8 protein-coding genes and 1 pseudogene are annotated in these 12677 nt (G+C 69.5%); 2 read left to right on the top strand and 7 right to left on the bottom strand.

All coding sequences use genetic code 11. The annotated features are described in order from the left end of the window. Positions 1-25: 25 nt before the first annotated feature. The 3 genes from OP79_RS38400 to OP79_RS38390 form a co-directional block, all read right to left on the bottom strand. Entirely contained in the window at positions 26-418 is a 393-nt protein-coding gene (locus OP79_RS38400; protein WP_051745276.1) for a hypothetical protein, read from the bottom strand. A gap of 146 nt (positions 419-564) precedes the next feature. Continuing rightward, positions 565-2205: an ABC-F family ATP-binding cassette domain-containing protein gene (locus tag OP79_RS38395; protein ID WP_033327171.1), complete on the bottom strand. Its 1641-nt coding sequence runs from the start codon at positions 2203-2205 to the stop codon at positions 565-567. 107 nt (positions 2206-2312) lie between these two features. After that, a complete protein-coding gene (locus tag OP79_RS38390) occupies positions 2313-3332 on the bottom strand; it encodes a hypothetical protein (protein WP_033327168.1) in 1020 nt (339 codons plus the stop codon). 66 nt (positions 3333-3398) lie between these two features. Between OP79_RS38390 and OP79_RS38385 the strand changes: the two genes are divergently transcribed. Beyond that, positions 3399-4346, top strand: coding sequence for an FAD-dependent oxidoreductase (locus OP79_RS38385; RefSeq protein ID WP_033327166.1), 948 nt, complete (start codon positions 3399-3401; stop codon positions 4344-4346). A 140-nt stretch (positions 4347-4486) separates the two neighbouring features. Here the strand turns inward: OP79_RS38385 and OP79_RS38380 are convergent, their stop codons facing one another. Together OP79_RS38380 and OP79_RS38375 are read right to left on the bottom strand one after the other, a co-directional pair. Further along, on the bottom strand, positions 4487-6196 hold the full coding sequence (locus OP79_RS38380) for a BCCT family transporter (protein WP_033327225.1): 1710 nt from the start codon (positions 6194-6196) through the stop codon (positions 4487-4489). 91 nt (positions 6197-6287) lie between these two features. Beyond that, positions 6288-8249, bottom strand: coding sequence for a Xaa-Pro dipeptidyl-peptidase (locus OP79_RS38375; RefSeq protein ID WP_033327164.1), 1962 nt, complete (start codon positions 8247-8249; stop codon positions 6288-6290). Between the two features lie 81 nt (positions 8250-8330). Here OP79_RS38375 and OP79_RS38370 point away from each other — a divergent pair. Continuing rightward, positions 8331-9147, top strand: a pseudogene (locus tag OP79_RS38370) (MerR family transcriptional regulator). Between the two features lie 51 nt (positions 9148-9198). Here OP79_RS38370 and OP79_RS38365 read toward each other — a convergent pair. Together OP79_RS38365 and OP79_RS38360 are read right to left on the bottom strand one after the other, a co-directional pair. Continuing rightward, a complete protein-coding gene (locus OP79_RS38365) occupies positions 9199-11367 on the bottom strand; it encodes a 3-hydroxyacyl-CoA dehydrogenase NAD-binding domain-containing protein (RefSeq protein WP_033327160.1) in 2169 nt (722 codons plus the stop codon). A gap of 58 nt (positions 11368-11425) precedes the next feature. Continuing rightward, positions 11426-12640, bottom strand: coding sequence for an acetyl-CoA C-acetyltransferase (locus OP79_RS38360; protein ID WP_033327158.1), 1215 nt, complete (start codon positions 12638-12640; stop codon positions 11426-11428). Between the last annotated feature and the right edge of the window lie 37 nt (positions 12641-12677).

The raw sequence follows: 12677 nt of genomic DNA, 5'->3' as shown, positions 1-12677 counted from the left end.
GCTCGCGCGACAGCGCGGCCGGTGCCTACGCCCTGCCGTCCTTCCACACCGGGTGGTGGTGGCCGTCGGCGTTGGACTTGTAGACGTACATGCGGATGGGGGTGCCCTCGGGCAGGTTGAGGTACTTCCACGGCGTGCAGTAGAACGCGGAGTGCCCCGCGGTGGTGGCCGAGGAGTCGAAGTCGCCGTCCCGGCCTATGTCGATGCGGACATAGATGGCGTAGCCGTCGCCGGCCTTGGAGTCGCAGGCCTGGAACGAGTCACCCTTGACGTCGCCGGAAGGGTCCTCCTGCCAAGCGCCCCAGCCTCCCCCTTCGTACGCGCCCCAGCTCCAGGCGCTCGCGGGGCTCGATAGTGAGAACATGAGGCCCAGTGACGCGAGCATGACAGCCGCGGCCTTGGTCTTGCGCAGACGCATGGAACAGTCCCTCCGTTTGAGCGGCAACGCCCGGCGCCGGTGCGGCGATCCGGCGCGTTGCCGTTGATCACCGTGCACCCTAATACGCCGGTCGCGCATACCGCTTGGTCATTTTCCGGAGCGGTCGACCGTGCGCCAACTGGAGGTCAGCGTTCCGTGATCTTCCCCGATGCCACCTCTACCCGGCGCGTCGTGTGGACCGCGTTCAGCATGCGGCGGTCGTGGGTGACTAGGAGGAGGGTGCCCTCGTACGCGTCGAGGGCCGATTCCAGCTGCTCGATGGCCGGCAGGTCGAGGTGGTTGGTGGGCTCGTCGAGGACCAGGAGGTTGACGCCTCGGCCCTGGAGGAGGGCCAGGGCGGAGCGGGTGCGTTCGCCGGGCGACAGGGTGGCTGCCGGTCGCAGGACGTGGTGCGAGGTGAGGCCGAACTTGGCCAGGAGGGTGCGGACTTCGGCCGGTTCGGTGTCCGGGACCGCCGTGCAGAACGCGTCCAGGACGGACTCGGAGCCGTAGAACAGTTGGCGGGCCTGGTCGACCTCACCGACCAGGACGCCGGAGCCCAGGGAGGCATGGCCCGCGTCCACGGGTACGCGTCCCAGCAGGGCGCCCAGCAGCGTGGACTTGCCCGCGCCGTTGGCGCCGGTGACGGCCACCCGGTCCGCCCAGTCGATCTGCAACGACACCGGGCCGAGCACGAAGTCGCCTCGTCGTACCTCCGCGTCGCGCAGGGTGGCGACCACGGCGCCCGATCGGGGGGCCGCCGCGATCTCCATGCGCAGCTCCCACTCCTTGCGCGGCTCCTCGACGACGTCGAGCCGTTCGATCATGCGCTGGGTCTGCCGGGCCTTCGCGGCCTGCTTCTCACTGGCCTCGCTACGGAACTTGCGGCCGATCTTGTCGTTGTCGTTGCTCGCCTTGCGCCGGGCGTTCTTGACGCCCTTGTCCATCCAGGAGCGCTGCATCTGGGCCCGCCCTTCGAGCGCGGACCGCTTGTCGGCATACTCCTCGTAGTCCTCGCGGGCGTGCCGGCGCGCGACGTCCCGTTCCTCCAGATACGCCTCGTATCCGCCGCCGTACAGCCTGATCTCCTGCTGCGCGAGATCGAGTTCGAGGACCTTGGTGACCGTACGGGTCAGGAACTCGCGGTCGTGGCTGACGACGACCGTGCCTGCGCGGAGACCGGAGACGAAGCGTTCCAGGCGTTCGAGGCCATCCAGGTCGAGGTCGTTGGTGGGCTCGTCGAGGAGGAAGACGTCGTAGCGGGAGAGGAGGAGGGAGGCGAGTCCGGCGCGGGCCGCCTGGCCGCCTGAGAGCGCGGTCATGGGCTGGTTCAGGTCGACGCCGAGGCCGAGCGAGTCCGCGACCTGGTCGGCTCGTTCGTCCAGGTCGGCGCCGCCGAGGTCGAGCCAGCGCTCCAGGCTCGTCGCATACGCGTCGTCCGCGCCCGGTGCCCCGTCGACGAGCGCCTGCGTCGCCTCGTCCATCACACGCTGGGCCTCTGCCACACCGGTGCGGCGGGCGAGGAACTCCCGTACGGTCTCGCCCGGTCGGCGTTCCGGTTCCTGCGGCAGATGCCCGACGGCGGCGGTCGGCGGGGAGAGACGCAGCTCGCCCTGCTCGGGTTTCAGCAGCCCGGCGAGCATGCGCAGCAGCGTGGACTTGCCCGCGCCGTTGGCACCGACAAGACCGATCACATCGCCGGGCGCGACAACGAGATCGAGCCCGGAGAAGAGCGAGCGGTCACCGTGACCGGCGGCGAGGTTCTTTGCGACGAGGGTGGCAGTCATCAGGCGCTGATCCTAATCGCCCGCCTAGGAGACGGGCGCCAGGTTTTCCGTGCCCATGGCCGCCTCCGAGACAGCGCGTCCCACGGACCACCGCACCACCCCGCCCCTCAGCCCCCCATCGCCTCCACCAGCACACCCCCCGAAGTCCGCGCCACGATGAAGGACTCCCCCTTCGTCGCCTTCGCGTCCAGCGCGAGCCGGTGCTCCCCCGCTTCCAGCACCCCGTCGAAGACCTCGTACGCGTGCGTGCGGTACAGCCGGTCCAGGCGGTACGCGGTCAGCTGGACCCGGCACGGGGACGTGACCTCGACGCCCGCCGCGCCGTCCGCGGCGACGAGGCGGGTGAGGCGGCGCTGCTCCCGGGGGCTGCGGTCCAGGGCGTGCTCGATCTGGGCGACGAGGAGCGGGACGATCGGGGCGAGTCCGTCGACATACGAGACGTCGACACCGGCGCGCTCGAAGGACTGGCGTACGGCGGCACGTTCCTGCTCGCTGACATCGCGGCCGAAGGCGACGGCGCCGTACGTGCGCAGCTCTTCGGCGGAGACTTCGGCGGCGTCCCGGGTGATCTCGGCGCCGATACCGATGATGCGCAGGGCGGCGGCGAGCTTGGCGAGGACGGCGACACGGGCGCCGATCAGCAGCACCCGGCGGCGCTCGCCACCGGCGTCGCTGAGCAGGGAACCCAGCGCGGCGCGGTACTCGGCGCCGTGGAAACGGAACGGGCCGATGCCGTGGTAACCGTTGAGCTCCAGATCCGCCCGCTCGTCGGTCTGCCAGGCGAAGTCGCGCCACACATAGTCGTCGCCGAGCTTCTCGATCACGGCGGTGACGGCACCGCAGGCGAGGTCCTCGCACTCGGGGCAGCCGTAGATGACGTACCGGCCGCCCGCCAAGGGGGCGTCGGCTTCCAGGAGGAGACTGCGTACCTGCGCGCTGAAGATCGCGGGTGGTATGTCGGAGGCGAGCGGGGAGACGGCATCGAGGTCGGAGAGCTGGAACAGCAGCGGCCGCCCGTCGACGATGAAGTCCACGAAATCCCGGTGCACTTGGTAGTCACCGTTGGCAAGGACTCCACCGGCGCGCATGGCCGGTGCCAGGCCGAAGGTCGCGTACTCGGCAGACATGCTGTGAGTATCCCCAGACTGCGGGTGTTCTGAGCACGGCATGGCAGATTCCGTTAGCGTCCGGCTGTGAACAGTGAGCTGAACGATGACGTGATCGTGGTCGGCTGCGGTGTCGTGGGACTCACGACGGCCGTCGTCCTCGCGGAGAGCGGCAGGCGGGTCCTGATCTGGGCGCGGGAGCCCGCCGAGCGGACCACCTCGGCCGTTGCGGGCGCGCTGTGGTGGCCGTACCGGATCGAGCCGGAGGTGCTCGTCGGTGAGTGGGCGCTGCAATCACTGTCCGTGTACGAGGAGTTGGCGGCGCGGCCCGAGGAGACGGGCGTACGCATGGTCGAGGGCGTACACGGTGAGACGGTGCTGGACGGGCTCGGGTCGTGGGCCGCACGGGTGCCGGGACTGCGGCCGGCGACGGCGGGCGAGTACGCGGGGGTGGGGTTGTGGGCACGGCTGCCGCTGATCGACATGCCCGTGCATCTGGCCTGGCTGCGCGAGCGGTTCGTGCGGGCCGGCGGGACGGTCGAGGAGCGGTACGTCACGGATCTCGCGGAGGTCCCGGCTCCGGTCGTCGTCAACTGCACGGGACTTGGCGCACGGGAACTCGTACCGGATCCGGGGATGCGGCCCGTGCGGGGGCAGTTGGTCGTCGTGGAGAACCCCGGAGTGACCACATGGCTGACCTCGGGAGAATCCGACACCAAGGCGACGTACTTCTTTCCGCAGCCGGGCGGACTGGTCCTGGGCGGGACCACGGAAGAGGACGACTGGTCCCTGACACCCGATCCGGCCGTGGCCGAAGCGATCGTGCGGCGGTGCGCCGCGCTGCGGCCGGAGATCGCCGGGGCTCGGATCATCGAGCATCGTGTGGGCCTGAGGCCGGCGCGCGACGCGGTGCGGCTGGAACGTGAACTCCTGCCCGGCGGCCGGGTGTTGGTGCACAACTACGGGCACGGCGGGGCGGGTATCACCGTGGCGTGGGGCTGCGCACGGGAGGCAACCGAACTCGCCTCCCGCTGACGCGTGTTACGCCCCGCGCCCCTAGAGGAGGCCGCAGGCCCTCCTCTAGGGGCGCGGGGCTGTGTCAATGTGCGGCTCCGCCGCGCGGGCGCGACCAGCCACAACGGACCCGCAGCTTAAAACCGCCCAACCCAGCGGAGCTAACGGTGCTCGTGCCCGAGCGGGTCCCCTTCCGTGTCGGTGCCGGGTCCGGGACCGACACGGATCCCGAAGTCGCCGTCGTACTGCTTGTGGCCCTCGATCACCGCGAGTTCGACGGCCTCGGAACCCATCGCGCTGCGCACGATGACCGGGTCCTGGCGCAGATCGCGCATCAGGGCGAAACACATCCCGATCATGACGAGGACGAAGGGCGCGGCGGCGAGGATCGTGAGGTTCTGCAGGCCGGCGAGCGCATCGCCCTTGCCGCTGCCGATGAGCAGCATGATCGCGGCGACGGCCCCGGTCACGACACCCCAGAACACCACGACGAGACGGCCGGGTTCGAGGGCGCCCTTCTGGGAGAGCGTGCCCATCACGATGGACGCGGCGTCGGCTCCGGAGACGAAGAAGATGCCGACCAGGATCATCACGAGCAGGCTGGTGACCGTCGCGATGGGGTACTCCTGCAGGACGCCGAAGAGCTGGCCCTCGGGCGTCGCCTCTTCGCCGAGCCGGCCGGCCTCCTGCAGCTTCATCGCCGAACCGCCGAAGACCGCGAACCAGACGAGAGAGACGGTGCTCGGTACGAGGATGACGCCGCCGACGAACTGCCGGATGGTCCGGCCACGGCTGATGCGGGCGATGAACATGCCGACGAACGGCGTCCAGGAGATCCACCACGCCCAGTAGAAGACCGTCCAGCCGCTCAGCCAGTCCGCGACTCCCTCGCCGCCGCTGGCCTCGGTGCGCCCTGCGAGCTGCGGCAGGTCACCCACGAAGGAGAAGACCGAGGTGGGCAGCAGATCGAGGACGATGACGGTCGGGCCTGCGATGAACACGAACACGGCGAGCACCAGCGCCAGCACCATATTGGTGTTGGACAGCCACTGGATGCCGCGCTCGACGCCCGAGACGGCCGAAGCGACGAAGGCCAGCGTCAGTACGGCGATGATGGTGACGAGCAGTGCGGTGCTCGCCTTGTCCAACCAGTCCAGCTCTGTGAGTCCGGAGCCGATCTGGAGCGCGCCGAGGCCCAGCGAGGTCGCGGAGCCGAAGACGGTGGCGATGATCGCGAGGCTGTCGATCGCCCGGCCCGGGTGGCCGTTCGCGTGCTTCTCACCGATGAGCGGGGTGAACACCGCGCTGATCGTCTGGCGCCGGCGTTTACGGAAGGTGCTGTAGGCGATGGCGAGGCCGACCACCGCGTAGATCGCCCACGGGTGCAGGGTCCAGTGGAAGAGGGTGGTGGCCATCGCCGTCTCCATGCGCTCCGCGGAGTCGGCGGGGCTGGTGCCCGGCGGGGGTGTGCTGTAGTGCGACAACGGCTCGCTCACACCGTAGAACATCAGGCCGATGCCCATACCGGCGCTGAACATCATCGCGACCCAGGACACGGTGCGGAACTCGGGCTCCTCACCCTCGGTGCCCAGGTGGATCCTGCCGTAGCGGCTGGCCGCCAGCCAGAGCGCGAAAACGACGAAACCGGAGGCGGCGAGCACGAAGGCCCAACCGCCGTTGTGCATCAGGCCGTCGAGCATCTTGGTCGAGGCGCTCTCCAGCGAGTCGGTGGCGACCGCGCCCCAGATCACGAAGGCCACAGTGAGCGCGGCGGTGACGCCGAACACCACGCGGTCGGTTTCGTGGCCGGAGCCGCCCGGGACGTCCGAAGGACTTCCCGAGCCTCCCCTCTTCTTCAGGTCTTCTGTCATCGGCGGCACCTTCCCCTGGAGGCCGAACGGAAACACTTGTTCCTGGTTGCGCCCCTAGGAACTACCACAGGTGCCGCCGATCTCAACCCTTTCAGCGGTTGTCCCCCGGCACACGCTGCGGCATCTCGGGCTCGTCGACCCCGTCGAGAGTGGCATCCGGCCTGACGTGCGCGGATCCCGAGGTGGCGCCCGAGAAGGCCTTGGCGCCTCCGACGAACGGGACGCGGGCCCACGTACGGGACAGGTCGAGCTTCAGCGTCGGGGTGGTGGACGGCGGGTCGATGAGGTCCTTGTCGGTGCCCGCGACGATCAGCGCGAGACGGTGCCCGGCCGGGACGACGTGGTCACTCGCGTGCAGGTCGAGGCTGATGGTGTAGGGCTTGCCCGGCGTGAGCGGGACGCCCTTCAGGTCCGAGGCATGGTTGCCGAGGTCGGCCCAGCCTCGGCTGAACACCGTGTAGTCGACGTCCGCGGTCTTGGCCCGCGTCTCCTTGTAGCAGGAGCTGTCACCCGTGGTGCTCGGGCCCCAGCAGCTGCGGTCGGTGAGCGTGGTGATGCCCTCGGCGGCGTCCGCGTAGTCACGGATGGTGTCCGGGCCGAGGTCGACAAGTACCGCCGACAGATGGGCCGTTGTGGTGCTCGGCGTGGCGGTGACGGTCACCTTGGAGGAGCCGGACAGCCGGAGGTCGCGGGTGAGCGGTTTGGTGATGAATCCGGCCTTGCCTGCCGTGGACTGGTCGATCTGGGCGGCCCAGTCGGTCTCGTCCTGGCTCGGGTCGTCGGTGAAGGTCTCGGTGCCCGATCCGGTACGCAGTCCAAGGGTGCCGACGCCCGCCTGCTCGCCCTTGCCGGGTCGCAGGCTCACGGTGTCCGTGCCGCGCGGCGGCCAGACGCTCGACGTCTCCCACTTGTCGGGGGCGCGCTCGATGTCGGCCATCGGCTCATCGTCGATGCCGTTGTCGTAGCCGAGGAGTTCATGGTCGAACCAGCGGTGCAGGGTGTCCACCCACTCGGCGCGGCGGAAGTCGAAGGGGTCGACATGGCCGGTCTGCGACAGCCAGATCTTGCGCTCGACACCGTTCTTCGCGAGGGCGTCCCACCACTGGCCGAAGTGCTTGGCACGAACGTTGAGGTCCTGCATGCCATGGATGACGAACACGCTCGCGTCGACCTTGTGGGCGTCCTTCACGTGGTCGCGCTCGGTCCACAGCTTCGTCCAGTCGCCGGTGCGCGGAGCTCCTTCGACGAGCTTCTGCTGCACGGCGGCGCACTTGGTGCGGGCGTCGGGGCTCTCCACGTAGTTGGACAGCCAGTCGGGTCCGGAGTCGTACAGCGGGGCGCCCTTGGCGAAGTAGTAGTCGTACCAGGAGGAGATGGCCCCGATCGGGACGATCGTCTCCAGGCCCTCGACTCCCGTCGCGGCGACGCCGTTTGCGACGGTGCCGTCATAACTCTTGCCGATCATGCCGGTCTTGCCGTTGGTCCAGTCCGCCTTGGCCTTCGTGCTCCCAGTCCGGGAGGTGTAGCCCTTGGCCCGGCCGTTCAACCAGTCGACGACGGCCTTCGCGGACTGGACGTCGGAGCGCCCGCCTACGTCCACGCAGCCGTCGGAGCGGTTGGTGCCGGCGAAGTCGACGCCGACGAAGGCGTAGCCGCGTGGCACGAAGTAGTTGTCGTAGAACAGCGGCATCTGGACGACGTTGCCGCCCGCGTCGTACGTCTTCTTCTGGCTCTCGTTGCCGCGTCCGCAGCAGGAGTAGTACGGGCTGGCGTCCATGATCACGGGTATTTTCCGGCCCTGCCGGGCGAGTTCGCGGGGCCGGACGATGTCGACGGCGACGCGGTCTCTCTTCCCGTCCTTGTCGCCGTCGAGTCCGGTGTCCACCCACACGGACTCGCGTATCGCGTTGTCGTACGAGTACACGGGTTTACTCTCCCGCGGGGCGCTCTGTGCGGCGGCCGGGGTGAGGAGTGTGGCCATCAGGGCGGCGGTGGCCGCCGTCGCGAGCGTTCTCCAGGTCCTGAAGCGCATGACGCGCGCACGTGTCGGCATGCGCGGAAGGTACCCCGGTCAACTCCTGGGCAAAAGAGGGCCGTTCGGGATCCGGAGGGGCGAACGCGTCCTGCGGGAAGGATGGTCAGGAGACCGTCTCTGAACGGTCCGTGCTTTCCCACCGCTGGTGAGACAGCAATACTGTTGCACCGCACCCGGGCGTTACCGCAGTACGCGAAGGAGCAGCGCCATGGCGACGGATATCGAGGAGCCGAAGCTCACCGTCGACGAGCTGGCCGCGCGTGCGGGTGTCACGGTGCGTACGGTGCGCTTCTACAGCACCAAGGGCCTGCTGCCGCCGCCCGTGATCGGTCCGCGTCGCGTCGGGCACTACGGGTCGGCGCATCTGTCCAGGCTGGCGCTGATCGAGGAGTTGCGGCATCAGGGGATGACGCTGGCCGCGATCGAGCGGTATCTGGAGCAGTTGCCGGCCGACCTGAGTGCCCATGACCTGGCGATCCACCGTGCCGTGGTGGCCTCGTGGGCGCCCGAGTCGACCGAGGAGATGAGCCGCGCCGAGCTGGAGCGCCGGGCGGGGCGCCCGCTGGGCGAGGAGGACCTGGACCGGCTCGCCGCGATGAACGTCGTCGTACGGACTCCCGACGCGGGGACCTGTCAGGTGGACCCGGGGCTGCTGCGGCTGGGCCTACAGCTGCTCGACGTGCCGATCGCGCACGAGACGATCCTCGCCGCGCGTGCGGTCCTGCTGGAGCACACGCGCGCGGCGGCCCGGGAACTCTCCCGGCTGCTGCGCGACGAGGTGTCCGAGACCGGGTCGGTGGCAGAGGTGAAGTCCCTGTCGGCGCATCTGCAACCGCTGGTGGTGCAGGCACTGCTGACCACGTTCCAGCGCTCCCTCAACGAGGAGTTGCGGGAGTGGCTCAAGAGCCCACGCTGAACGGGGCCGTTCCGGGTCTCCCGAACGGCCCCCGCCCGCACCGCACTTACCTCACGCGTCGCTGAACCGCTCCCCCTTCTCCGCCTTCTGGACGAGCAGCGCCGGTGGCGTGAACCGCTCCCCGTAGCGCTCGGCGAGCTCACGCGCGCGGGCCACGAATCCGGGCAGGCCACCCTCGTAGCCGTTGATGTACTGCAGGACGCCACCGGTCCAGCCGGGGAAGCCGATCCCGAGGATGGACCCGATGTTGGCGTCGGCGACGGACGTCAGTACGCCCTCCTCCAGGAGCCTGACCGTGTCCAGGGCCTCGGAGAAGAGCATGCGCTCCTGCATGTCCCTGAAGGGGATCTCGGCGCCTTCGCGCGTGAAGTGCTCGCGCAGTCCGGGCCAGAGCCCCGCGCGCTTCCCGTCGACGTATTCGTAGAAGCCCGCGCCACCGCTGCGGCCCGTACGGCCGAACTCGTCGATCATGCGGTCGATGACGGCCTCGGCGGGGTGCGTCGCCCAGGTGCCACCGGACTCCTCGACGGCCCGCTTGGTCTCGGTGCGGATCTTGCGCGGCAGGGTGAGCGTCAGCTCGTCCATGAGCGAGAGGACCTTGGCCGGATAGCCCGCCTGGGCCGCGGCCTGCTCGACGGAGGCGGGCTCGATGCCCTCGCCGACCATCGCCACGCCCTCGTTGATGAAGTGCCCGATGACCCGGGAGGTGAAGAAGCCGCGCGAGTCGTTGACGACGATCGGGGTCTTCTTGATCTGCCGCACGAGGTCGAAGGCGCGCGCCAGGGCTTCGTCGCCGGTCCGCTCGCCCTTGATGATCTCGACGAGCGGCATTTTGTCGACGGGCGAGAAGAAGTGCAGCCCGACGAAGTCGGCCTGCCGCTCGACGCCTTCGGCGAGCGCGGTGATCGGCAGCGTCGAGGTGTTGGAGCACAGCAGTGCGTCCGGCTCGACGATGTGCTGGATCTCCTGGAACACCTTGTGCTTGAGCGCCGGGTCCTCGAAGACGGCCTCGATCACGGCGTCGCAGCCCGCGAGGTCCTGCGGGTCGGCGGTGGGCGTGATGCGGGCGAGCAGTTCGTCGGCCTTCTCCTGCGTCGTACGTCCCCGGGAGACGGCTTTGGCGCAGAGCTTCTCGGAGTAGCCCTTGCCCTTGGCCGCGGCCTCGGCCGACACGTCCTTGAGGACGACGTCGATACCCGCGCGTGCGCACGAGTAGGCGATGCCCGCGCCCATCATCCCCGCGCCCAGGACGGCGACCTTGCGGACCTGGCGCGGCTCGATGCCCTTGGGGCGGTTGGCACCGGAGTTGACGGCCTGGAGGTCGAAGAAGAAGGCCTGGATCATGTTCTTGGAGGTCTGGCCCGCGGCCAGCTCCACGAAGTAGCGCGACTCGATGACCTGCGCGGTCTCGAAGTCCACCTGGGAGCCCTCGACCGCCGCCGCGAGGATGTTGCGCGGGGCCGGGTAGGGCGCGCCACCCGTCTGCTTGCGCAGGCTCGCCGGGAAGGCGGGCAGGTTCGCCGCGAACCTGGGGCTGGACGGCGTGCCGCCCGGGATGCGGTAGCCGGGCTTGTCCCAGGGCTGCGAGGACTCGGGGTTGGCCTCGATGAAGGCGCGGGCCTTGGCGAGCAACTCCTCTTGCGTGGTGGCCACTTCGTGGACGAGGCCGTTCTCCAGCGCGCGCCGCGGACTGTACTGGGTGCCCTGGAGAAGCACCTTCAGCAGGGCGTCGGCGATGCCCAGGAGGCGTACGGTCCTGACGACGCCGCCGCCTCCGGGCAACAGGCCGAGCGTGACCTCCGGGCAGCCGATCTTGGAACCGGGGGCGTCGAGGGCGACACGGTGGTGACAGGCCAGGGCGATCTCGTAACCGCCGCCCAGGGCCGCGCCGTTCATCGCGGCGACGACGGGCTTGCCCAGCGTCTCGATACGGCGGAGGTCACGCTTGATGGCGAGGCCCCGCTCGAAGGCGTACTGGGCGTTCTCGGGGGTGACCGCGATCAGTTCACGCAGGTCACCGCCCGCGAAGAAGGTCTTCTTGGCGGAGGTGAAGATGATGCCGCGGATGGAGTCCTTCTCGGCTTCCAGGCGGTCGGCGATCGCGGTGAGCGACTCCCGGAACCCCTGGTTCATGGTGTTCGTGGACTGGTTCGGGTCGTCGAGGACGAGGGTGACGAGGCCTGTCCTGTCCTGTTCCCAGCGGATGGTGCTCTCGGTCATGGCTGTTTCTCTCCGTAAGGGGACGCCGCAAAGGCCGTAAGGGGGACGGACAGGACGTTCAGAGACGCTCGACGATCGTGGCGATGCCCATGCCGCCGCCGACGCAGAGTGTGGCGAGGCCGAACCGCTTGTCCTGGCGCTCCAGCTCGTCGACGAGGGTGCCGAGGATCATCGCTCCGGTGGCGCCCAGGGGGTGACCGAGTGCGATCGCCCCGCCGTTGACGTTCACCTTGTCCAGCGACAGGCCCATGTCCCGCACGAAGCGGAGGACCACGGCGGCGAAGGCTTCGTTGATCTCGACCAGGTCGATGTCGTCGATGGTCAGCCCGGCCTTGGCCAGCGCCTTGCGGGTCGCGGGCGCGGGCCCCGTGAGCATGATCGTGGGCTCGGAGCCGGAGACGGCGGCGGAGACGATCCGGGCGCGCGGCCTCAGCCCGTACCGCTCCCCCACCTCGCGCGAACCGATCGCCACCAGCGACGCGCCGTCCACGATGCCGGAGGAGTTGCCCGCGTGGTGCACGTGGTCGATCTTCTCCACCCAGTGGTACTTCTGCAGCGCCACGGCGTCGAAGCCGCCCAGGTCGCCGATGTCCGCGAACGACGGCTTGAGGCCGGCCAGCGAGTCGGCGGTGGTGCCCGGACGCAGGTGCTCGTCGTGGTCCAGGACGACGAGTCCGCTGCGGTCCTTCACCGGCACGACGGACCGCTCGAAGCGGCCGTCCTTCCAGGCCGCGGCGGCACGCTCCTGGGACAGGGCCGCGTACTCGTCGACGTCCCGGCGCGTAAAGCCCTCGATGGTGGCGATGAGGTCGGCGCCGATGCCCTGGGGGACGAAGTTGGTGGCGATGTTCGTCATCGGGTCGGCGAACCAGGCGCCGCCGTCGGAGGCCATCGGCACCCGCGACATCGACTCGACACCGCCCGCGAGCACCAGGTCCTCCCAGCCCGAACGGACCTTCATCGCGGCCAGGTTGACGGCTTCCAGGCCGGAGGCACAGAAGCGGTTCTCCTGGACACCCGCCACCGTGTCGGGCAGTCCGGACGCGATGGCGGCGATCCGCGCGATGTCCGAGCCCTGGTCGCCGACCGGGCCGACGACACCGAGCACGATGTCGTCGATCGCCGCCGGGTCGAGGTCCGGGAAGCGGCCCCGGATCTCGTGGATGAGCCCGACGACGAGGTCGATGGGCTTGGTGCCGTGCAGGGCGCCGTTCGCCTTGCCGCGCCCGCGCGGGGTGCGGATCGCGTCGTACACGTACGCTTCGGTGCTCACTGGTCAGCCTTTCGAGGAGGGTTGCTCAGGCGCGGAG

Origin of the sequence: Streptomyces yerevanensis (assembly GCF_000716805.1) — a bacterium.
Classification (GTDB): Bacteria; Actinomycetota; Actinomycetes; order Streptomycetales; family Streptomycetaceae; genus Streptomyces; species Streptomyces flaveus.
Note: the sequence above shows the minus strand (reverse complement) of the source record. Positions and strands in the feature narration are given on the sequence as shown.